Here is a 23,394-nt window from a genome sequence, read left to right on the forward strand (position 1 = left end):
ATTTAAGCGATGAAGTTAACTCGCAAATCCAATGCGGCACCAACCGTAGAGAAACAAACTCTAGGTCTAAGTCGCCGTCAATTTATGAAGCAAGCAGGTATCGCATCTGGTGGTATCGCAGCGGCTTCTTTCTTGGGTACAGGCATGATGCGTCGCGCAGAAGCCAAAGATATCCCACATGATGCGCCAACTGAAATCAAACGTACCGTATGTAGTGCGTGTGCGGTAGGTTGTGGTCTATATGCTGAAGTACAAAACGGTGTGTGGACAGGTCAAGAGCCAGCTTTCGATCACCCATTCAACGCGGGTGGCCACTGTGCTAAAGGTGCTGCGTTACGTGAACATGGTCACGGCGAAAAGCGTCTTAAGTACCCAATGAAGCTTGTTGATGGCAAGTGGAAAAAACTATCTTGGGAGCAAGCTTTTAACGAAGTTGGCGACCAAATGCAGAACATTCGTAAAGAATCAGGTCCAGACTCTGTTTACTTTATGGGTAGCGCTAAGTTCTCGAACGAAGGCTGCTACATGTACCGTAAATTTGCAGCAATGTGGGGCACGAACAACGTCGACCACTCAGCTCGTATTTGTCACTCTACCACTGTAGCCGGTGTTGCTAACACTTGGGGTTATGGTGCGCAAACTAACTCTTTCAACGATATCCAAAATGCTAATGCAATCTTCTTCATCGGTTCAAACCCGGCTGAAGCGCATCCTGTTGCAATGCAGCATATCTTGATCGCGAAAGAGAAAAACAACGCTAAAATCATCGTTGTTGATCCACGTTTCTCTCGTACAGCTGCTCATGCAGATCTGCACTGTGGTCTACGTCCAGGTACTGATATTCCATTCATTTACGGTATGCTTTGGCACATCTTCGAAAACGGTTGGGAAGATAAGACATTTATCCAGCAACGTGTATTCGAAATGGATACTATCCGTGAGGAAGTGAAGAAGTTCCCACCAAAAGAAGTTGCTAACATCACAGGTTGTAGCGAAGAAGAAGTATATCAAGCGGCTAAGTTAATGGCGGAAAACCGTCCAGGTACCGTTGTTTGGTGTATGGGTGGTACTCAGCATCACGTGGGTAACGCTAACACTCGTGCTTACTGTATCCTTCAGCTAGCCCTAGGTAACATGGGTGTATCTGGTGGCGGTACTAACATCTTCCGTGGTCACGATAACGTACAGGGTGCAACTGACTTAGGTCTATTGTTCGATACACTACCAGGTTACTACGGTCTTAAGACAGGTTCTTGGAAGCACTGGTGTAACGTTTGGGATCTAGATTATGACTGGGTTAAGGGACGTTTCGATCAGAACTCTTACCTAGGCCGCATTCCAATGAATACTCCTGGTATTCCTTGTTCTCGTTGGCATGATGGTGTACTTGAAACACCTGAAAAACTAGCACAGAAAGACCGTGTTCGCATGGCATTCTTCTGGGGCCAATCAGTGAACACTGAAACCCGTCAGAACGATGTGCGTGATGCGCTAGATAAGATGGATACAGTCGTTGTTGTGGACCCATTCCCAACAATGGCGGGTGTTATGCACCGTCGTAAGAATGGCGTTTACTTGCTACCAGCTGCAACTCAGTTTGAAACCCAAGGTTCTGTATCGAACTCTGGTCGTTCACAGCAGTGGCGTGAGCAGGTTATTCAACCGCTATTTGAATCTAAGACTGACCTAGAGATCATGTACCGTCTATCGCAAAAACTTGGTTTTGCTGATGAGTACACTAAGCGTATCGCTAAAGATGCCAACGACCTATTGGTTATTGAAGACGTGACTCGCGAAATCAACCGCGGTATGTGGACGATTGGTATGTCAGGTCAAAGCCCTGAGCGTTTGAAATTACATACCCAAAACTGGGGTACATTTAGCAACAAGACTCTTGAAGCTGCTGGTGGCCCTGCGAAAGGTGAAACTTATGGTCTACCTTGGCCATGTTGGGGTACGCCAGAGCAGAAGCATCCAGGTACTCAAATCCTTTATAACACACACAAACATGTACTTGAGGGCGGTGGTAACTTCCGTGCTCGTTATGGTGTTGAGTATAAAGGTAAGAACCTACTTGCTGAAGGTAGCTACTCTAAAGGCGCTGAAATCCAAGATGGTTACCCAGAATTTACAGCTGACATGCTTAAGCAACTAGGCTGGTGGGATGACCTAACTGCGGCTGAAAAAGCAGAAGCAGAAGGCAAAAACTGGAAGACCGACATCTCTGGTGGTATCCAACGCGTAGCAATGAAGCACGGTTGTATTCCATTTGGTAATGCTAAGGCACGCTGTATTGTTTGGACTTTCCCAGACGAAGTACCTGTTCACCGTGAGCCGCTATACACGCCACGTCGTGATCTTGTGTCTAAGTACCCAACATACGCTGATATGCAAGTTCACCGTCTACCAACGTTGTACAAGACTATTCAGGATAATGACAACACAGATAAGTACCCACTGGGTCTTACTTCTGGTCGTCTAGTTGAGTATGAAGGTGGTGGTGAAGAGTCGCGTTCAAACCCATGGCTAGCAGAACTTCAACAAGAGATGTTTGTTGAAATTAACCCAGCTGATGCGGCAGATCGCGGTATTCGTGACGGTGACACAGTATGGCTAGAAGGTGCTGAAGGTGGCCGTATTAAGATTAAGGCAATGGTCACTCCTCGCGTTAAGCCTGGTGTAACTTGGATGCCTTACCACTTTGCGGGTGAGATGCATGGCGAAAGCTTAGCACCTAACTACCCAGAAGGTACGGTTCCTTACGTTATTGGTGAATCAGCTAACACTGCATTGACTTATGGTTATGACCCTGTGACTCAGATGCAGGAAACCAAAGCTTCGCTTTGTCAGATCACTAAAGCCTAAGTGCTGAATTAGCTAGGAGAATTGCCAGAATGGCTACAATGAAATTTTTATGTGATACCAAGCGCTGCATCGAGTGTAATGGTTGTGTCACAGCATGTAAGAACGAAAACGACTCTGCACTAGAGTGGGGTATTCAACGTCGTCGCGTTGTGACAATCAACGACGGTGTTAAAGGCGAAGCATCTATCTCAGTAGCATGTATGCACTGTAGCGATGCACCTTGTATGGCTGTTTGCCCAGCAAACTGTTTCTACAAAACAGAAGACGGCATCGTACTTCACGACAAAGATACTTGTATCGGTTGTGGTTACTGCCTATACGCTTGCCCATTTGGTGCGCCACAGTTCCCTAAATCAGGTGCTTTTGGTGCTCGCGGTAAGATGGATAAGTGTACTTTCTGTGCAGGTGGCCCAGAAGAGAACTTCTCTGATGCAGAGCGTCAAAAGTACGGTGCAAACCGTATTGCTGAAGGCAAGCTACCTATGTGTGCTGAGTTGTGTGCAACTAAAGCGCTACTAGCGGGTGACGCAGAAGTTGTTTCTGCCATCTTCCGTGAGCGTGTTGCATACCGTGGTTCTAAAAACGCAGCTTGGGGTTAATCAACTTAGGTTGACTAACTTCTAGCCTACCCTGAGTGGCTCATTAGCTTGAGTTACTCAGTGGTAAATGAGGACGTATTATGAACAAATGGTTAAAACACATAGGCGTGGCAATTGCACTGCTTTTCAGTGTGTCAGTATTTGCCCACGACGCCCCTAAAGTGGGTGACACTAATGAAGTGAATAATGGCCAAATCTGGGCTCAGCTAAAAGCGGGTGAAGAAGGCTATACCACGTCAAAAAGTGAATTCCACGGTCAAGCAATTAACACCTATGACCTACGTGTACTTGAGCTGCGCAGTGACATTTTAGCGCCAGCATTAATGGCAGCCCTATTTGGGATGATCATTATTTTTGTACTGTTTATTAAAGTGAACGGTATTTCCAAGCTGCACGGTGGGTTCTCAGGTAAGTTGGTATATCGCTGGTCTAAGTTTGACGTATCAATTCACTGGCTAGGTGCAATCCCTTGTCTGTTGTTGATCTTAACAGGCTTGACGTTACTTGCTGGACGTTTCTTCTTCCAGCCGTACATTGGTGAAGGTTTCTGGGCTGGTTTAGTTAACGGTGCTAAACAAGTGCACGATGTCATGGCGATCCCGTTCATGATTGGTTGGGCACTAATGTCAGTACTTTGGGCTAAAAACCAGATGCCTAAGGAACGAAAAGCACCCTGACGCTGGCTTTGCTAACGCCGGTGAGAAGTTATGGTTCTGGGCATTCGCAGTGTTCGGTCTAGTTATTTCTGCATCTGGTATGTTGCTGCTATTCCCGAACTTGTTCGAGCCTAGCCGCACGCTAAGCTTAATCGCGCTAGTGCTTCACTCTGTGAGTGCAATTGTGATCACTGCTTTCTCAATCGTGCATATCTTCATGGCAACGATTATGTCAGAAGGTGGTATGGAGTGTATGGTTTCAGGTTACTGTGATGAAACATGGGCAAGCCAGCACCACAATCTATGGTTTGATGAGATCAAAGCAAACGGTACGCTTAAGTATAAAGAGTAATACTTGTTTGCTAAGTGATTTGAAATGCCTCGACTAAGTCGGGGCATTTTTTTAGCCGAATCCCGCTATTCTGGAGCGTTTGGCTGCCTACTTCTGCGTTGATTAGCTTTATAAGGGAATAACCATTATCGCCGTTATTAAAGCGCTATGGCGCTCAGAGCGCTTAATGACGGCAATACCAATTAGTATAAAGATTTGGTCGCTCAGCGAGAATTTAGCGGCACTGAGGCAAGGCAACAAGTGCAGAGCATAGTTGAACTAGGTTCAAGCTTCCTCTTTATTATCAAGAGTCGCAGTAATCAGAGCCGCTAAAACTCGCCATTCTGGAGCGTTTTTGGCTGGCTACTTCTGCGTTGAATAACTTCACAAGGGAGCAACCATTCTTTCAATTATTCGCCTTGAATTAGTTTTCCAAAACCGCTCTGAGTAGATCAACTTCTTATATTAATTGGTATTAGATCCAATAGCGTTAATAACTCAGTTACATCCTCTTCGATTACAGGCCTCAATACTCGATTTCAACTCGTTGGCAACCGCCTCATGTTCGCTAACGTTAAATGCTGTTAAGAGTCTGGTGGTTGAGATTTTTCCTACATAAATTGCTGTTTATTTATCACCAAAAAACAACAAACCTACATCAAAATGTAGCTATATACACTTTTTTTGCTAGGTAATGGCGACTTGAGTGCGACATGTGTTAACTATTGGTGTTATTGATCTAAGTTTGTATAAGTTGCTGACTATTGGTTTGTTTTTATTGTTTGGATATAGGTTTATCCCGAAATTATTTGGGGTTGTGCGTTAGTTTGGTATGTAAAACATGCTTTGGTTAACACTTTTTTTGAGTTTGGCTCAAAATTGGAAGTTTAATCGGATGTAGATCAACTTTTTGGCCATTGAAATTCTTTATATTACGCCGGCTATATTGGGGATAGCTCTAACGAATATACACTTTTTACAAAGTTAAGTGGTTGTTTAACAAATGCTTAACCCGCGTTGCAAGTCGTAGCGTCAATGGATCTATCTTAAGTGTTTATCAACAAAACTATTCCTTCCTACTAGGAGTGAAAATGAAAAAGCAACAGCCTGATCTGAACCGCCGATCTTTGCTGAAAGCATTAACTATTGGTGGCACTGCAAGTGTCGCTATCGCCGCAACTGGCGTAAGTGTTGCTCAAGCAAGTGAAACGAAAGTCAGCACGAAAAATGTAGATGGCTATCATGAAACTGCACATATTCGCAGTTATTACAATAGCTTACGCGGCTAGTCTAGGAGAAGTACAGCGATGAAGTTAACTCGCAATTCCAACGCGGCACCTACTGTAGAGAAAAACACTCTAGGTATTAGCCGTCGTCAGTTTATGAAGCAAGCAGGTATCACATCTGGTGGTATCGCAGCAGCCTCTTTATTAGGCACTGGCATGATGCGTAAAGCAGAAGCTAAAGTGCAAACAGTTGCTCATGATGCACCAACTGAAATCAAGCGTACTGTATGTAGTGCTTGTGCGGTAGGTTGTGGTTTATATGCTGAAGTGCAAAATGGTGTGTGGACTGGTCAAGAGCCAGCATTCGACCATCCATTCAACTCTGGCGGCCATTGTGCTAAAGGCGCGAGCTTACGCTACCACACGCATTCTTATAAGCGTGTTAAATACCCAATGAAACTTGAAGGCGGTAAGTGAAAGAAGCTTTCATGGGAACAAGCGGTATCTGAAATCGGCGACAAGATGCTTGAGATCAATCAAACATCAGGCCCTGACTCAGTTTACTTCATGGGTAGTGCGAAATTCTCTAACGAAGGTGCATACATGTACCGTAAGTTAGCGGCAATGTGGGGCACAAACAACGTTGACCATTCAGCGCGTATTTGTCACTCAACTACAGTTGCTGGTGTTGCGAACACTTGGGGTTACGGTGCACAAACCAACTCTTTCAACGATATTCGTAACGCAAAAAATATCTTCCTGATTGGGGCAAACCCAGCAGAGGCGCATCCAGTTGCGATGCAGCACATCTTAATCGCTAAAGAGCGCGGCGCGACGTTAACTGTTGCTGATCCACGTTTCTCTCGCACTATGGCTCACGCCGATATCCACCTACCATTACGTCCAGGTACCGATATTCCTTTGGTTTACGGTCTAATGTGGCACATTTTTGAAAATGGTTGGGAAGATAAAGAGTTTATCCGTACTCGTGCTTATGGCATGGACAAGATCCGTGAAGAAGCTGCGCGTTGGACTCCTGAAGAAGTTGAAAACGTAACAGGTGTTTCTCGCGATGCAGTTTATGCAGCTGCTAAGCAAATGGCGACTAACCGTCCAGGTACTGTTATTTGGTGTATGGGTGGTACTCAGCACCACGTTGGTAACGCTAACACGCGTATGTACTCAATCCTACAGCTAGTGCTAGGTAACATGGGTGTGTCTGGTGGTGGTACTAACATTTTCCGTGGCCACGACAACGTTCAGGGCGCAACGGACATGGGTCTGCTATTCGACAACCTACCTGGTTACTACGGCGTTGGCGAAGGCGCATGGCACCACTGGTCTCGCGTATGGGATCTACCATATGAGTCAGTAAAAGCACGTTTCGACCAAAAAGCTTACTTAGGTCGCAGCCCAATGACCACTCCTGGTATGCCATGTTCACGCTGGCAAGATGGTGTGTTAGAGGCAAAAGACAAGCTAGCTCAAAAAGACAATTTACGTCTAGCATTCTTCTGGGGTCAGTCTATCAACACTGAAACTCGTCAGATGGAAGTACGTGATGCATTGGACAAGCTAGAAACAGTTGTTGTTGTAGACCCATACCCAACAATGGCGGGTGTTATGCACCGTCGTCAAGATGGCGTTTACTTACTACCTGCTGCAACTCAGTATGAGTGTGAAGGTTCAGTAAACAACTCTGGTCGTAGTGCACAATGGCGTCAACAAGTTGTTGAGCCGCTATTTGACTCTAAGAACGACCTAGAGATCATGTACCGTATCGCTAAGCATGTGGGCATTGCTGACACATGGACTAAGCACATCAAGGTTAACGGCAACATGCCAGATCCTGATGACATTATGCGCGAATACACTAAAGGTATGCGTTCAGTAGGTTACACAGGTTGGAGCCCAGAGCGTATCCGTGCTCACACTATGAACTGGGGCGATTTCTCTTCTGAAACCCTAGAAGCTGCAGGTGGCGTAAACAAGGGCGAGACTTACGGTCTACCTTGGCCATGTTGGGGCACACCAGAGCAGAAGCACCCAGGTACTCAAATTCTATACCGCACAGGTATGAACGTTAACCAAGGTGGTGGTAACTTCCGTGCTCGTTTCGGTGTTGAGCATGAAGGCGTTAGCATCCTAGCTGAAGATTCAGCTTCTGTTGGTGCAGATATTCAAGACGGTTACCCACAATTCGATGACAAGATGCTTAAGCAACTTGGCTGGTGGGATGAGCTAACTGCAGAAGAAAAAGCACTAGCTGAAAACCGCACTTGGGCAACTGACTTAGGTGGCGGTATCGTGCGTGTTGCGTTAGCACACAACATGGTGCCATATGGTAACGCTAAAGCACGTTGTCGCGTTTGGACTTTCCCAGACGAAGTGCCGGTTCACCGTGAGCCTATCTACACTTCTCGTCGTGATCTAATTGAGAAATACCCAACTCATAACGACATGCAAGTGCACCGTCTACCAACCTTGTACAAGACGTTACAAGACAAGGTTATTAGCGATAACTTAGATAAGAAATATCCACTAATCGTAACTTCTGGCCGTTTGGTTGAGTACGAAGGTGGTGGTGAAGAATCTCGTTCATGCCCATGGCTAGCTGAGCTTCAACAAGAAATGTTTATCGAAATGAACCCAGCTGATGCTGCAGATCGCAGCCTACGTGACGGTGATGACGTTTGGGTTGAAGGCGCTGAAGGCGGCCGCATTAAGATTAAGGTTATGGTCACTCCACGTGTTGCACCTGGCGTAACTTGGATGCCTTATCACTTTGCGGGTGTAATGCACGGTGAAGATCTGCAATACCCAGAATCTGGTGGAATTAGCACTAAGCCTTACGTAGTTGGTGAGTCTTGTAACACGGTACTGACCTATGGTTATGACCCTGTGACTCAGATGCAGGAAACTAAAGCATCACTTTGTCAAGTTGCTAAAGCCTAATTGCAGTATTAGCTAGGAGAAATGCCAGAATGGCTACAATGAAATTTTTATGTGATACCAAGCGCTGCATCGAGTGTAACGGTTGTGTCACAGCTTGTAAGAACGAAAACGACTCTGCACTAGAGTGGGGTATTCAACGTCGTCGCGTTGTGACAATCAACGACGGTGTTAAAGGCGAAGCATCTATCTCTGTAGCATGTATGCACTGTGACGATGCGCCTTGTATGGCTGTTTGTCCTGCAAACTGTTTCTACAAGACAGAAGATGGCATCGTACTTCACGACAAAGATACGTGTATCGGTTGTGGTTACTGCCTATACGCTTGCCCATTTGGTGCGCCACAGTTCCCTAAACAGGGTGCATTCGGTGCTCGCGGTAAGATGGATAAGTGTACTTTCTGTGCCGGTGGCCCAGAAGAGAACTTCTCTGAGGCAGAGCGTCAGAAGTACGGTGCAAACCGTATTGCTGAAGGCAAACTACCTATGTGTGCTGAGTTGTGTGCAACTAAGTCGCTACTAGCGGGTGATGCTGAGATTGTTTCTTCAATCTTCCGTGAGCGTGTTGCATACCGTGGTTCTAAAAACGCAGCTTGGGGTTAATCAACTTAGGTTGACTAATTTCTAGCCTACCCTGAGTGGCTCATTAGTTTGAGTTACTCAGTGGTAAATGAGGACGTATTATGAACAAATGGTTAAAACACATAGGCGTGGCAATTGCACTGTTTTTCAGTGTGTCAGTATTTGCCCACGCTACTGATAAAGTGGGTGACACTATTGAAGTTAATAACGGCCAAATCTGGGCTCAGCTAAAAGCGGGCGAAGAAGGTCGTACAACTTCAACAAGTGAATTCCACGCGCAAGCAATCAACACGTATGACTTACGTGTTCTTGACTTACGTAGTGATATCCTTGCTCCAGCAATGATGGCTGCGCTTTTCGGCATGATCATCATTTTTGTACTGTTTATCAAAGTGAACGGCATTTCTAAGCTGCACGGTGGATTCTCAGGCAAGCTGGTTTACCGTTGGTCTAAGTTTGACGTATCAATTCACTGGCTAGGTGCAATCCCTTGTCTGTTATTGATCTTAACAGGCTTGACGTTGCTTGCTGGACGTTTCTTCTTCCAGCCGTACATCGGTGAAGGTTTCTGGGCTGGTTTAGTTAACGGTGCTAAGCAAGTGCACGACATCATGGCGATCCCGTTCATGATTGGTTGGGCACTAATGTCAGTACTTTGGGCTAAAAACCAGATGCCTAAGATGTATGACCTTAAGTGGATGATGGTTGTTGGTGGTTACATCAACTTCGGTCCATTCAAAGGTAAACACCCGGATGCAGGTTTTGCTAACGCTGGTGAGAAACTATGGTTCTGGGCATTCGCAGTGTTCGGTCTAGTGGTTTCTGCATCTGGTATGTTGTTGCTATTCCCGAACTTGTTCGAGCCTAGCCGCACACTAAGCTTAATCGCACTAGTGCTTCACTCAGTTGCTGCTATCATCATTACTGCTTTCTCAATCGTGCATATCTTCATGGCAACGGTTATGTCAGAAGGTGGTATGGAGTGTATGGTTTCAGGTTACTGTGATGAAACATGGGCAAGCCAGCACCACAACCTTTGGTTCGATGAGATCAAAGAGAACGGTACCCTTAAGTATAAAGAGTAATACTCTTGTAGCTTAAACCTAAACACCTCAACTAGTTATAGTTGGGGTGTTTTTTTATCTACCGTGAAGGCCGTACTGCTTGAGGTAATTCAATATAGCTTAAGGATTGTTGTATGTTTTATAAGCAACAGCTAAAGTATGACTTACTTAACAAAAAAGCATACATTTCTTTGATAGGAAACGTTAAGTTATAACCTAATCACGTTTTGTGCTTATTTAAAGTGCTAATTTTGCACACTGCTATCGCATTCCAATGTTTCCGATTCTTTTGTAGTTAGCATTCTTTTATAGGAACTTATATGTCGTCAATTATTCTGCCTGATACTGCTCAACCTTATAACGCTAATATCACCACGCCAGATTGGATGATTAGCGGTATGGAAAAAGTCATGCAGTTTTATGTGGATCGTAACTTACGACTCGATACGATTTCGGCAGAAATGATGCCAAATCCAATCGAAGGTAAAAAGTACATGCTGTATGCGCACGTGCCTTTCTGTCATACCTTATGTTCTTACTGTACCTTCCATCGCTTCCTATTTAAAGAAGATAAAGCTCGTGCTTACTTCATCTCTTTGCGCAAAGAGATGGATATGGTCAAAGCGTTAGGTTATGACTTTGAGTCTATGTACATTGGTGGCGGTACCACCACAGTATTGGAAGATGAGCTAGCTCGTACTATTGAGCATGCTAAAAAGTTGTTCCCAAGTATTAAAGAAGTCTCATGTGAGTCTGATCCTCAGCATTTAGATAGTCCGGGCTTTAAGCAGCTTGAGGGCTTAGTGGATCGCATGTCGATTGGTGTACAGAGCTTCAATGACGACATTCTTGCGATGACAGATCGCATTGAGAAATTCGGTAATGGCCAGCAAACGTTCGATAAAATTATGGCGGCTAAAGAGCTGTTCCCAATTATCAACGTTGATTTGATTTTTGGCTTCCGTGGCCAAACTGACGAAGTGATCCAGCATGATTTGGATATGGCATCTAAGTTAGATCCGCGCCAGATCACAACTTACCCGTTGATGATTACTCACCAAACTCGCAAGAGTGTAAAAGGTAAATTAGCTGCGCCCCAAGGCGACATGGCGCGTCAATACCGCCAAATTTTGAATAGCTTAAATGGACAATATAACCAGTTGTCAGCATGGGCTTTTGGTAAAGCTAATGACGAAGGTTTTGACGAATACGTTATCGATTTTGATGAGTACCTAGGTGTAGGTTCAGGTTCATTTAGTTTCTTGAATGACACACTTTATGTAAATACGTTCTCATTACGTAAATATCAAGAGCGTATTGCTAATGGTCAAATGGGGGTTGATCAACAGAAGAACTACGGCCGTAAAGAAGTGATGCAGTATCGTTTCCTTCTCGGTATGTTCTCTGGTCGTTTATCACGTAAATACTTCCGTGAAACCTTTGGTGTAAACCTAGACACTGCGTTGTTTAAAGAGATGACGTCGATGAAAGCGATTGGTGCGATTAAGAATGATCCTACTGATCCAGACAATCTCATCATTACCGATAACGGCAAGATGATGGGATTATTAATGATGAAAGAGTTCTACTCAGGCATGGACAATGTACGTGCCCAGCTGCGTAAGCCTCTAAAAGCCTGCGACATGTAATTGCGATTGGGCTATTGCGTGATGTAATAGCCCAATACTCTAGTCTCTTGTACTCAGAGGGTTAGCTATCAACCTCTGAACGTGATGCAATCAACTTCTCGAGTTTGTTAATGTCTTCTTTGATCTGCAATATATAGTTATCACTGTATTGCATCTGCTCAAAAGCGTTTAGGCATGCCCGATAACGAGCTAGCTGTTTTTCTGGTGTTTCCCCAAATTCCATTTGCTCATGGAAGCCAATAATTGAGTCCATTCAACTATCCCTCTTGCTGTCTCACTACTACTTTTAGTGATATTGCCAATATCTTATTTCGCAAATTTAACTCTGCGTAGCGCTGTATTGGAATGTTTAAACTAAGAATAGTTGATATTCAGCGAATTGCTCTGAATTCTAAAGATTATTTTCAACAACTTACCTAAAAAGAGGTGCTGGCTAGTGTTATTTGCTATCGCAATGAACTCACATTAGCTTAAGAGAAAGCTTACATATTAACACTTCGATTTCGGCTTCAAGGATAATTGACTAATCAGCTTTAGGTCACTTGGCAGCATTTCTAAAATCTCTTACTATCAAATTAACCGTTTCTCATACCGAGTTATCATGGCGAATATATTGCTGGTAGCAAACCTCAATTGCGATCGTATTTTCAACCTTAATCAGACCCTAAAAGCGGGCGGACGTTTTCATTATCAAGATGGCGGCCAGCGTCTAGGTGGTGGCGGAGCAAACACAGGGATAGGTTTGGTATGGGCTGGTCATCAGGTCTCTTTAGTCAGTCAAGTTGGTCGTGATGACGTGGGGGATTGGTTACTTGCTGAAGCGAGCACTCAAGGGATCAACTGTAGTCTTATTCAACGTCGTCCAGGAAATACCAATGAGATGTTGTTAATGATGACTCCAGACGGTGAACGCACCATTATTCGACCCGAGCGGCCTCAATTTGAATTGCCATTGCCGCCGAACTGGCAAAATGTAGATGCGTTATATATCAACTCATCCACAGAGGGGGCGGCAAGTTGGGCCAAAACCGCGATGAGTCACTGTTGGGTGCTGGCTCAACTAGCTAAAGATCAACGGCCACGCCCGTGCCACGTATTGATTGCTTCCTTATCAGATATGCAGGGCCGTTGTGGTGATGATAAATGGCAATTTGCTAAATCGGTAGCCGGTGAAGATCTAAAATATTTTGTCGTTACCGATGGTGAGAATGGTTCGACTTTATATACGGCCACAGAATCTGTTCATATTGCTGCAGAGCCAAGTACTGTTGTTGATACTACCGGTGCGGGTGACGCTTATGCGGCAGGATTAATTCATGGCTTAGTTAACCATTTGGCGATTGTTGAGGCAATGGCTGAGGCGGCAGTTTGGTCTGGGTTTGCCGTTGCGAGTGATAGCTCAATTCCGGGAAAAGCGCTTAAGCAATATTTAGCTGACGCAACTTAGTTTTGTCATCATGGATTCACTTGATTGTCATAAAGGCTATTTACTATAGGCGCTAGATAAATCTTAGCGAACTCCTTCCTGATACACTTGCTTTTGCCCTGTTATTTAACAGGGCATTTTTTATGATTTCTGCGAGTGAAAATTCCATGCGGATCTCAGCTTTTTCAGTTACCATTCACACTTATGTAACATTTGTTGCTGAAGTCGTAATTGCAAGTTGTTGAGTGAGGGCTAAATATGGGCGATAAAGTGTTTAATGATAAAAAGCGTTTTATTTGGATTTTATCGTTGCTGTTACTCGCTGCCTTTGCGGTGACAAGTGGTATTAGTTATCAAGTTGCTCATGATTCGCTGAGTAAGCAGATTAAAGATAACAATCTGCCATTAACGAGCGATAATATTTACTCTGAAATTCAGCAAGACTTATTGCAGCCGATTTTTATCTCTTCATTGATGGCACAAGATACGTTTGTGCGAGACTGGGCGATCAATCAAGAGCAAACACCTGAAGATCTGATCCGTTATTTAAAAGAGATCCAAGAAAAGTACCATACAGTTACCAGCTTTTTTGTTTCCGAATCGACTCGAAATTACTATCACTCTAGTGGTGTGTTGAAGCAGATTGAGGATATTAATCCAGATGATGCGTGGTATTTTCGGGTGCGTTCGCTACCTAATTCTGAACATTATGAAGTGAATATTGACTCCGATAGTGCCGATCCAAATCGTACCGTTATTTATGTGAACTATAAGGTATTTGATTTTAACGGTAAGTTTATCGGGGTGACAGGGGTTGGTCTGGCGGTTGAAAGTGTTAAGCGTCTTATCGATCTTTACCAGCAACGGTATAACCGCAATGTTTATTTTACCGATAGGCAAGGCAATATCACTCTTCACAGTCAGCAGTATCAGGGTGAATTGAACCTACAAGATATTCCTGGGTTAGAAAAGTTAGCCACGCGTATTTTAACCAGTCCTAGCAGTTCATTTTCCTACCAAAAATTGGGGCAAACCATTTACCTGAATAGTCGACTTGTACCCGAATTTAAGTGGTATCTGGTGGTCGAACAGGATGATGCTCGTAGTGAAAAAAAGCTGTTAACTACGTTCTGGATTAATATAGGCTTGAGCTTATTAGTCACGCTTGGGCTGTTGATTATTGCCAATCTTACATTAGGCAAGTATCAGCGAAAGCTCGAGATCATGGCGTCAACAGACAAGCTCACAGGCGCTGCCAATCGTCAGGCATTTGAAGAAACCTTCACTCAGTCACTTGCTCAATCTGTGGTTGAAGACTCACCCATTTCTGTTCTGTTAATGGACATAGATCATTTTAAAAAGATTAATGATGCTCACGGTCACAATGTGGGTGATCTGGTTATTCAAACATTAAGCCGTTTGCTGGCCGGGCAGCTTGGCCCTAATGATCTATTATGCCGCTGGGGAGGAGAGGAGTTTTTGATTTTGTTGCCGGAGTGCAATGTTAGTCAAGCGGCAGAACTGGCTGAAAAACTGAGGACCTCGGTAGCACAGCGTGAGCTGAGTGTTAATGGTGGACAAATTAAGGTGACGATCAGTACTGGTGTTGCAGAGTATCGGCGTTCGGAAAAGCCGGAAGAGCTCATTAACCGTGTTGATATTGCATTGTATCAAGCTAAAGAGCAGGGCCGTGATCGAGTGGTTATTTCTTATTAGCTGGAATGATAGGTTTATCGTGGTTATTTTTTACATCAACTCTTGTCAGCAATGTTAGCATAGAGCTCATTTCAAAACAGAATGGGCTCGATGGCAATGCAAACTTTAGTGGACAAAATATCAGGTCTCTATTCAGGTAAGTTAATCACAGAACTAGCAGGTGTTAAGTCGGGTATTAACCACAAATCTGCGGCAACAGCGTTAACGGTAACGATTGCTGGCGTCGATGGCGATGCACAAGCTGACCCTAAGCATCATGGCGGTGCAGATCGCGTGTTACATCATTTTCCACGTGAGCATTATGGTCAATATCGGCGTTGGGATTTGATGGCAAGCTTTAAAGATGTGCCGGCCATGGGGGAGAACATCAGCACGGTAGGCTTAGATGAAACTCAAGTGCATATTGGCGATATTATTAATATCGGTGAGGTAGTGTTACAGGTTACTCAGCCGCGTTCGCCATGTTTTAAGCTTAACTTACAATTTGGTCATCAAGACTTTGCCTTGGCGATGCAACAAAGTGGTCGTTGTGGCTGGTTTTATCGAGTATTAACTCCCGGCACCATTTATCAAAACGATTCGGTGGTATTGCAACAACGTTTAACCGATATCAGTGTGGCGGAAGCCATGCATATTTACTTTTTGCCTGAGTTTAATGCTGAGCAATATCAGCGTTTAGCTAACTGTGAAGGCTTAGCGACAGTTTGGGTGAATAGTTTAAATCGGCGCATTGAAAATCAAGCTATTGAAGACTGGCAAATGCGCTTATACGGCCCGCAAAATAAGATTTGATATGGATTCAAGGAGAAGAAGTGATGACCCAAGATGAAAAAAATATGGGGATATTAGTTCAGGTCGCGAGCTTTTCTGGTTACTTAGTGCCTTTTGGCAGTATTTTAGGGCCGTTAATTGTATGGCTGATGAAGCGTGATGAATTTCCCTTTGTCGAAAGTTGTGGTCGGAATTGCCTTAACTTTAAAATCAGTTTGTTTATATATGTGTCTATTAGTGCCATTTTAATGTTTGTTGGTATTGGTTTTATATTATTAGGCTTGTTAGCGATTGCCGATATTGTGTTTACCATTATCGCAATAATTAAAGCAAGTGAAGGTAAGAGCTACCAGTATCCGTTAACGATTAACTTCATCAAACCTAGAGCTGGCTCTGATGTAGCCTAAGTGCTTGGTATCACCAGCCTACCGTTAATCAAGGTAGGCTGGGAAATATTGATTTGGCATTAAACCTTAAAGCTTGCAACCAACGAGTCGAGCCTATGGGCTAATTGGATCAAGCTTTGGCTAGCCTTCGCGGCATCTTCGGCAGTATCCGCTGTACGTAAAGTAATATCATTGATATCACTGATATTACGATTGATATCTTCAACTACGGTAGACTGTTCTTCAGTTGCGGCTGCGACCTGAATATTCATATCGCTAATTGAACCAATACGTTCACTGATACCAGTGAGGGATAAACTGGCTTCATCTACTGCGGCAACTCCTGCTGCAGAGCGAGTCCGACTTTGTTGCATTGCCTCGACTGCTCGTGTTGCCTCTGTTTGTAGCTTGTCTATCATCACTTGTACTTCATTGGTTGAGGTGGCCGTACGAGACGCAAGGTTACGTACTTCGTCGGCAACCACGGCAAAACCACGACCGGCTTCTCCAGCTCTGGCCGCTTCAATTGCGGCATTAAGCGCCAGTAAGTTAGTTTGCTCAGATACCGCACGAATAACATCTAAAATAGATTCGATTGATTTGGTATGAATAGCTAATGATTCAACCACTTCACCAACTTGCTCAACATCATTAGACAGTTGATTAATGGTTTCTCTAGCTCGAGTTACCACCACTTGTCCGTTGTTTGAGTCAGTATCTGCAGCTCTTGCCGTGTCGGCTGCTTGGGCTGCGTTATTGGCGATTTCATTAACAGTAGCCCCCATTTCATTGATCGCGGTGACCACCATAATGGTTTGGTCTTTTTGTAATTGGCTATCTTCAAGTGTGCGCTGCGCTTGATGAGATACATCATTAGCAGATGAACTCAACAGTGCGCTTGCTTCTGCAACTTCGATGACAGATGCTTGGATCTTACTGATAAAACTATTAAAGCCCTTAGCAAGCTGGGCTAACTCGTCATCGCCTTCAACGGGCAAGCGTTGACGCAAGTCACCTTCACCTTCACCTATGTTTTGCAACATGTCAGCCACTTGCGCTATTGGGCGGCTGACAGAGCTAGCCACTATACTTGCAAGACCAATGAAGGTTGCTGCAATTAATGCTGTCCAAATAAGAATCTTATAAGCAGATTCCTCCAATAGAGAGAAGATTTCGCTTTCAGGAACTTGTGCGATTAAATACCAATCCATTGATGCTATGTAACTACTCGCGATAAGCATCGACTGACCATTAATATCGGCTTTGAGCAAATTGAAATCGTTTTTTTGCATTAATCCAGCGGTATTCACACCGCGATATAAACTGCTTAAGCTTTCACGCCCCATCTGATTTGGATCTTGATGCAACTGCACTTGGCCTTTGTTATCTACTAGGTATACAAAGCCTGATTGTTCAATTTTAAAAGAACGTAATAGTTGCACCATATCATCGAGAGATTTCGCCAGACCTACTAAACCACGACCATTAGGTTGCTGATAATTGATAAATAGTTTTACATCGCCATTTTGCTCTGTGAATACATTGAGCATTTTCTCTTGGCCACTATTTCGATAATCAAAGAACCATTTATCTTGCATTGGTGACAGTAGGCGTAAGAAGCCTTCTTGAGTGTAATAGGCACCGGTGTCTCTATCAGCGAAGGATGCTTGAGCTAATTGATATTGGCGTGTTACATCACCTAATAAATTGACCACTAGATCTTCATGGCTTACAGGGCGGCCATCTTCTAACCATTGTAACAGCATGCGGTTGTTGGCTAGTTGCTCGGCTGCGTGCATTAAGGTTGAGATATTCAGATCGATTTTATTGCGGATCTGCGCCAGCATACTGGGCATTTCAGAGCTGAGCATACGTTGCTCAATAACTTGCTTTGCACTTTGCTGGCTGAGGAATCCAACTAGCGCTGTTGATAGTAATACCGCAATAGTGACGCATAGAAGTATTTTTTGTTTGATGGTGAGCATATTCAATTTCATAAAAATTAGATTGCCTATTCAGCCAAATAATTGGGCTGGAAGTTATTAATTGCAGAGTTGTCAGCAAGTACACAAGCTAAATTTAGCTCGTGCTATCAATGACGAGTAAATGGATACAAACTGTAGGAGTTAGAGGTAGGTATCTGAATTTCAGTCTGAAATTTGTACGCTTTTATTAGAGATGCGGATTATGGCGATGTTTTATGCTGGGTGCAATAGTAAACGCACACCTTTTGGTATGCGTTTACTTTGTATTGTTGCTCTGGTTGGCCTAATGCTCTGCTAAAGCTACATATTAGGGTAGTTTGGACCACCGCCGCCTTCTGGTGTTACCCAAGTGATATTTTGGCTTGGATCTTTAATGTCACAGGTCTTACAGTGGATGCAGTTTTGGCCATTGATAACAAACTTTTTCTCGCCTGCTTCTTCAACGACTTCATAGACTCCTGCAGGGCAGTATCGTTGTGCCGGTTCATCGAACTTGACTAAGTTAACGTCAATCGGGATCCGAGCGTCTTTTAAGCGTAAATGACATAGCTGGTCTTCTTCGTGATAGGTATTAGACAGATATACAGAAGACAGTTTATCGAAACTCAATTTGCCATCTGGCTTCGGATAATCAATTTTATTGTAGGCGCTGGCTTCACCCATTTGTGCGTAGTCCGGTTGATCGTCGCGCAAAGTAATTGGCAGTTTGCCACCAAACCAATTTTGGTCGATAAAGTTAAATGCGCCGCCCAAGTAAGTGCCAAACTTATGCATGGCGGGGCCAAAATTGCGCGAAGCGTATAACTCTTCTTTTAGCCAGCTTTGATCAAAGCGGTCTTGTAGGCAATCAAGATCTTTACCCGACTCAACTCCTGCAAGCATTGCTTGTCCGAGAGTTTCGGCAGCTAATATGCCGCTCTTCATTGCGGTATGCGTGCCTTTGATTTTGGCAAAGTTAAGGGTACCAGCGTCACAGCCAATAATCATGCCGCCAGGGAAGGTCATCTTAGGTAAAGAGTTTAGGCCGCCTTTAGTGATGGCTCGCGCGCCGTAGGCAATACGCTCGCCCCCAGATAGCGTTTTAGCAATCACTGGGTGAGTCTTAAAGCGCTGGAACTCATCAAACGGGCTTAGGTGTGGATTTTTGTAATTTAAGTCGACAATTAATCCCACTGCAATTTGGTTATCTTCAAGGTGATACATAAAGCCGCCACCTGAAGCACCATCATTTAATGGCCAGCCACCAGTGTGCACGACTTTACCTAGCTCATGTTGCTCGCTAGGCACGGTCCAGATCTCTTTAAAGCCTAAGCCATAATGCTGCGCGGTTTTGCCATTATCGAGGTGGAATTTTTCAATCAGTTGCTTACCTAAGTGGCCACGGCAGCCTTCGCCAAAGACAGTATATTTAGCGTGCAGTTCCATACCGGGTTCGTAAGCGTCTTTGGGTTGACCATCTTCACCCACGCCCATATCACCAATTTGAATACCTTTAACACTACCATCAGGGTTAAAGAGTAGCTCGCTTGCAGGGAAGCCTGGAAACACCTCAACCCCAAGCTCTTCAGCACGCTCAGCTAACCAGCGGCAGAGGTTACCAACACTGATAATGTAGTTACCGTGGTTGTGCATGGTTTTGGGAACAAGGGCATTAGGCATGGCTCGTGCGTCGGTTGCCGAGCTGAGCATATGGATTTCGTCATGGGTTACCGCAGTATTGAGCGGGGCACCTTTTTCACGCCAATCATCAAATAGTTCATCAAGCACTTTTGGCTCGAACACTGCACCTGATAAAATATGTGCGCCAACTTCAGAGCCTTTCTCTACAACACATACTGTCAGCTCTTGGCCACTGTCTTTAGATATTTGCATTAAACGACATGCAGCCGCTAACCCAGAGGGGCCTGCACCCACGATTACTACATCGAATTCCATCGATTCGCGTTCCATCAGATCACCTTTCCTTCTTATTCCCCCGCTAACAATAGTGTCGATTGAATCAATCTCACCATAAACGGGTGTTTTATTGTTTGCTTCACCTTACCTGAAAATCGCGTAAGGTCACAGCGTTTCTCTACTTGTGATGCAGATATTTTAAGCAATTTATGGCGTGATTAGTGTCACAAAAACTTTATATGTGGCGTTTTTTGACAGCAAATGTGGGCTCTAGGGTATGGTTTGTCACAGAAATACGCCTATAATCAAGGTTGACGGTTCTCCGAGCTTCTTACCCTACGTCGAGACAGATACGGGTTTTTAGCCGTGGCAATAACGCCACCGGGGTGGGAAAAGAAATGATCTCACCTCCCCTTACTTGGAAAGGTGATCATGTCCCAACTACAAGACAATTTTGGTCGACGGTTTCATTATCTACGTATGTCAGTGACTGACGTATGTAACTTTAAATGCACCTATTGCCTCCCTGATGGCTACCGCCCAGACGGTAAGCCTAAGTTTCTTGATCTTAACGAGATTGAGAATTTAGTTTCGGCGTTTTCACAAGTGGGCACGCAAAAAATCCGCATTACTGGCGGTGAGCCCTCGTTGCGTAAAGACTTTACCGACATCATTCGTATCGTTAATGACAACGATAAAATCAACACCATTGCTACAACAACAAACGGTTATCGTTTAGCTAAGCATGCCCAAGAGTGGTATGACGCAGGGCTAAGACGGATTAATATCTCGGTTGATAGTTTAGATCCTAAAATGTTCTATCAAATCACTGGTGAGAATAAGTTCGATGAAGTGATGCGTGGGGTTGATGCTGCATTAGAAGCGGGTTTTGAGCGGGTAAAAATCAATGCGGTATTGCTGAAAGGGCTAAATGATAAAGATCTGCCGCGTTTTCTGCACTGGATTAAACATACGCCAATCGACTTACGTTTTATTGAGTTGATGGAAACAGGCTTGGGTCACGATTACTTTAAAGCGCATCATTTAGCGGGTAACGATATTAAGCAGCAGCTAGAGCAAGCTGGTTGGCAGTTTGATATTCCTGCGCCTGATGACGGTCCTGCACAAAACTTTAGTCATCAAGACTATCAAGGCCGTATTGGTCTTATCATGCCATACGCGAAAAACTTCTGTGCCAGCTGTAATCGATTGCGAGTCTCTGCTAAAGGTAAATTACACCTGTGTTTATTTACTGAAAATGGTGTGGACTTGCGTGATTTGCTGCAGTCATCTGATCAACAAGCTGAGCTGATTGAGCGTTTGCATGGTCAATTAGCCCAGAAGAAAGAGACTCACTTCCTACATGATGGCATTACAGGTGTGACACAGCACCTAGCCTCAATTGGTGGCTAATTAAATGCTGATCTGACGCAACGTAAGTTGCGTCAGAACTTGCGTATAATTGTCGCTAAGACTCAGTTATCAATGATTCGGATAAATAAGAGACCATAATGGGACACTGCACTCAAAGCCAATTTACGGCGCTAAATATTGCTGTTTTAACCTTATCAGACACCCGAGATTTTACATCGGATACCTCAGGTGCTTTTTTAGCTACAGCATTGCTTGAGGCTGGACATACCTTAGCTGATAGGCAAATTATTAAAGACGATAAATATCAAATTCGCTCAGTGCTTTCTCAATGGATTGCATCAAATGATGTGCAGGTCATTATTACCACTGGTGGTACAGGTTTTACCGACAGAGATAATACCCCAGATGCGGTTAAGCCATTATTTGATCGCGAGATTGAAGGCTTTGGTGAACTGTTTCGCCATATTACTTATACCGAACTTGGTACTTCAACAGTACAATCCCGTGCCCTAGGCGGCTTTGCTAATAAAACAGCGATTTTCTGCTTACCTGGCTCAACCGGAGCCTGTAAAACCGGTTGGAATAAGTTAATAAAAGAGCAGCTGGATGCAACACATCGTCCTTGTAACTTTGTGATGCACGTGAAGAAAATCTCTGAATAGATCTTACTCAGCAGCGTATAACACGCTACTTTGAACTAAATTTTACAAAAGGCGTATCCCTAATGACTAATGCTTTTACCCATATTAATGCCGACGGCAATGCACACATGGTCGATGTGACCGATAAGTCAGTTACCGAGCGTGAAGCCCGTGCAGAAGCCTACATCGAAATGGCAAGTGAAACCTTAGAGATGATTATGAGCGGCAGCCATCATAAAGGTGATGTATTTGCTACCGCACGTATTGCGGGTATTCAAGCAGCTAAAAAAACCTCGGACTTAATTCCACTTTGTCATCCGTTAATGCTGACTAAAGTGGAAGTTGAGCTTGAAGCGCAACCTGAGCACAATCGTGTGTGGATCCGCAGTCTTTGTAAGCTTTCTGGTAAGACTGGCGTTGAAATGGAAGCATTAACTGCAGCTTCTACAGCAGCGTTGACGATTTACGATATGTGTAAAGCGGTACAAAAAGATATGGTGATTTCTCAAGTACGTTTAGTTGAGAAGCGTGGCGGTAAGTCTGGGCACTTTAAGGTATAGAGAACATTATGATTAACGTATTATTTTTTGCACAAGTTAGAGAATTGCTAGGTACTGCTGGTGTTAAGGTTGAAGCGGGTGAGAACACCCAAACAGCTGAAGGATTGCGAGCAACCTTAGCTGCAACCGACGATAAATGGGCGAAAGTCATGGCATCTGACAAATTATTGGTTGCCGTTAACCAGACGATTAGCCAGTGGGATACTCCCATCGTTGATGGTGATGAAGTGGCATTTTTCCCGCCAGTAACCGGAGGTTAATATGATCCGTGTTCAAACTGCAGACTTCAGTGTACCCGATGAGTATCAACTAATTAGTCAAGATAACAGCGATGGCGCTGTGGTGACATTCGTGGGTAAAGTGCGTGATTTTAATGACGGTAGTGCGGTTACCGATCTGACATTAGAGCATTACCCAGGTATGACTGAAGCGGTACTGAATCAAATTGAAGCACAAGCCCGTGAACGCTGGCCATTGAACAATGTCACTATCATTCACCGAGTTGGTGCTATGGCGCTGGGTGAACAGATCGTATTTATTGGTGTTACCAGTGCCCACCGCAAAGCGGCTTTTGCAGCTTGTGAGTTTTTAATCGACTTTTTGAAAACGAAAGCGCCATTTTGGAAGCTAGAAGCTGGCGAAAAAGGCGCAAACTGGGTTGAAGCTCGCGATGCAGACGAGCAAGCGGCAAAAATGTGGGATAACAAAGCATAAAA

Annotated in this window: 18 protein-coding genes, 2 pseudogenes and 1 riboswitch; of the genes and pseudogenes, 17 read left to right on the plus strand and 3 right to left on the minus strand. The window is 44.2% G+C overall.

Features of this window, described 5'->3' with window-relative positions; translation table 11 throughout:
* Nucleotides 1–9: 9 nt before the first annotated feature.
* The 8 genes and pseudogenes from L884_RS0106405 (at nucleotide 10) to L884_RS0106440 (ending at nucleotide 11,923) form a co-directional block, all read left to right on the plus strand.
* Complete coding sequence (locus L884_RS0106405; RefSeq protein ID WP_028766713.1) at nucleotides 10–2,865, plus strand: formate dehydrogenase subunit alpha; 2,856 nt, start codon at nucleotides 10–12, stop codon at nucleotides 2,863–2,865.
* A gap of 29 nt (nucleotides 2,866–2,894) precedes the next feature.
* Nucleotides 2,895–3,464, plus strand: a complete 570-nt coding sequence (gene fdh3B / locus L884_RS0106410; RefSeq protein WP_028766714.1) for a formate dehydrogenase FDH3 subunit beta — start codon at nucleotides 2,895–2,897, stop codon at nucleotides 3,462–3,464.
* 80 nt (nucleotides 3,465–3,544) lie between these two features.
* Nucleotides 3,545–4,472: pseudogene (locus L884_RS21830) on the plus strand (formate dehydrogenase subunit gamma).
* 1,070 nt (nucleotides 4,473–5,542) lie between these two features.
* Entirely contained in the window at nucleotides 5,543–5,740 is a 198-nt protein-coding gene (locus L884_RS0106420) for a twin-arginine translocation signal domain-containing protein (protein WP_028766715.1), read from the plus strand.
* An 18-nt stretch (nucleotides 5,741–5,758) separates the two neighbouring features.
* Nucleotides 5,759–8,632 (plus strand): annotated as a pseudogene (locus L884_RS21835) (formate dehydrogenase subunit alpha).
* Nucleotides 8,633–8,661: 29 nt separating this feature from the next.
* On the plus strand, nucleotides 8,662–9,231 hold the full coding sequence (gene fdh3B / locus L884_RS0106430) for a formate dehydrogenase FDH3 subunit beta (RefSeq protein WP_028766716.1): 570 nt from the start codon (nucleotides 8,662–8,664) through the stop codon (nucleotides 9,229–9,231).
* A gap of 80 nt (nucleotides 9,232–9,311) precedes the next feature.
* Nucleotides 9,312–10,295: a formate dehydrogenase subunit gamma gene (locus L884_RS0106435; protein ID WP_028766717.1), complete on the plus strand. Its 984-nt coding sequence runs from the start codon at nucleotides 9,312–9,314 to the stop codon at nucleotides 10,293–10,295.
* Nucleotides 10,296–10,594: 299 nt separating this feature from the next.
* Entirely contained in the window at nucleotides 10,595–11,923 is a 1,329-nt protein-coding gene (locus L884_RS0106440; protein ID WP_028766718.1) for a coproporphyrinogen III oxidase family protein, read from the plus strand.
* A 61-nt stretch (nucleotides 11,924–11,984) separates the two neighbouring features.
* On the opposite strand, the gene L884_RS0106445 is transcribed toward L884_RS0106440, so the two are convergent.
* Nucleotides 11,985–12,176: a hypothetical protein gene (locus L884_RS0106445; protein WP_028766719.1), complete on the minus strand. Its 192-nt coding sequence runs from the start codon at nucleotides 12,174–12,176 to the stop codon at nucleotides 11,985–11,987.
* 348 nt (nucleotides 12,177–12,524) lie between these two features.
* On the opposite strand from L884_RS0106445, the gene L884_RS0106450 reads away from it, so the two are divergent.
* The 4 genes from L884_RS0106450 (at nucleotide 12,525) to L884_RS0106465 (ending at nucleotide 16,243) form a co-directional block, all read left to right on the plus strand.
* Nucleotides 12,525–13,370, plus strand: coding sequence for a PfkB family carbohydrate kinase (locus L884_RS0106450; RefSeq protein ID WP_028766720.1), 846 nt, complete (start codon nucleotides 12,525–12,527; stop codon nucleotides 13,368–13,370).
* A gap of 237 nt (nucleotides 13,371–13,607) precedes the next feature.
* The gene (locus tag L884_RS0106455) at nucleotides 13,608–15,065 is read left to right on the plus strand and encodes a sensor domain-containing diguanylate cyclase (RefSeq protein WP_028766721.1); all 1,458 of its coding nucleotides are present in this window, start codon (nucleotides 13,608–13,610) and stop codon (nucleotides 15,063–15,065) included.
* Nucleotides 15,066–15,155: 90 nt separating this feature from the next.
* On the plus strand, nucleotides 15,156–15,857 hold the full coding sequence (locus L884_RS0106460) for an MOSC domain-containing protein (RefSeq protein ID WP_028766722.1): 702 nt from the start codon (nucleotides 15,156–15,158) through the stop codon (nucleotides 15,855–15,857).
* Between the two features lie 23 nt (nucleotides 15,858–15,880).
* A complete protein-coding gene (locus L884_RS0106465; RefSeq protein ID WP_028766723.1) occupies nucleotides 15,881–16,243 on the plus strand; it encodes a DUF4870 domain-containing protein in 363 nt (120 codons plus the stop codon).
* 59 nt (nucleotides 16,244–16,302) lie between these two features.
* Here the strand turns inward: L884_RS0106465 and L884_RS0106470 are convergent, their stop codons facing one another.
* On the minus strand, nucleotides 16,303–18,219 hold the full coding sequence (locus L884_RS0106470; RefSeq protein WP_028766724.1) for a methyl-accepting chemotaxis protein: 1,917 nt from the start codon (nucleotides 18,217–18,219) through the stop codon (nucleotides 16,303–16,305).
* A gap of 288 nt (nucleotides 18,220–18,507) precedes the next feature.
* Nucleotides 18,508–20,157 (minus strand): electron transfer flavoprotein-ubiquinone oxidoreductase, encoded by a 1,650-nt coding sequence (locus tag L884_RS0106475; RefSeq protein ID WP_028766725.1) that lies wholly within the window; start codon nucleotides 20,155–20,157, stop codon nucleotides 18,508–18,510.
* 254 nt (nucleotides 20,158–20,411) lie between these two features.
* A riboswitch (molybdenum cofactor riboswitch) is annotated at nucleotides 20,412–20,548 on the plus strand.
* On the opposite strand from L884_RS0106475, the gene moaA reads away from it, so the two are divergent.
* The 5 genes from moaA (at nucleotide 20,536) to moaE (ending at nucleotide 23,392) form a co-directional block, all read left to right on the plus strand.
* Nucleotides 20,536–21,516 (plus strand): GTP 3',8-cyclase MoaA, encoded by a 981-nt coding sequence (moaA, locus tag L884_RS0106480; RefSeq protein WP_028766726.1) that lies wholly within the window; start codon nucleotides 20,536–20,538, stop codon nucleotides 21,514–21,516. Its footprint overlaps the riboswitch before it by 13 nt.
* Nucleotides 21,517–21,614: 98 nt before the next feature.
* Nucleotides 21,615–22,139, plus strand: coding sequence for a molybdenum cofactor biosynthesis protein B (moaB, locus tag L884_RS0106485; protein ID WP_028766727.1), 525 nt, complete (start codon nucleotides 21,615–21,617; stop codon nucleotides 22,137–22,139).
* Between the two features lie 62 nt (nucleotides 22,140–22,201).
* Nucleotides 22,202–22,678 carry a cyclic pyranopterin monophosphate synthase MoaC gene (gene moaC / locus L884_RS0106490; protein WP_028766728.1) on the plus strand — a complete coding sequence of 159 codons (477 nt, stop codon included), beginning with the start codon at nucleotides 22,202–22,204 and terminating at the stop codon, nucleotides 22,676–22,678.
* Between the two features lie 8 nt (nucleotides 22,679–22,686).
* Nucleotides 22,687–22,938 (plus strand): molybdopterin synthase sulfur carrier subunit, encoded by a 252-nt coding sequence (moaD, locus tag L884_RS0106495; protein ID WP_028766729.1) that lies wholly within the window; start codon nucleotides 22,687–22,689, stop codon nucleotides 22,936–22,938.
* 1 nt (nucleotide 22,939) lies between these two features.
* Nucleotides 22,940–23,392 (plus strand): molybdopterin synthase catalytic subunit MoaE, encoded by a 453-nt coding sequence (gene moaE / locus L884_RS0106500; protein ID WP_028766730.1) that lies wholly within the window; start codon nucleotides 22,940–22,942, stop codon nucleotides 23,390–23,392.
* The last annotated feature ends 2 nt before the right edge of the window (nucleotides 23,393–23,394 follow it).

This window comes from Shewanella fidelis ATCC BAA-318, assembly GCF_000518605.1.
GTDB lineage: Bacteria > Pseudomonadota > Gammaproteobacteria > Enterobacterales > Shewanellaceae > Shewanella > Shewanella fidelis.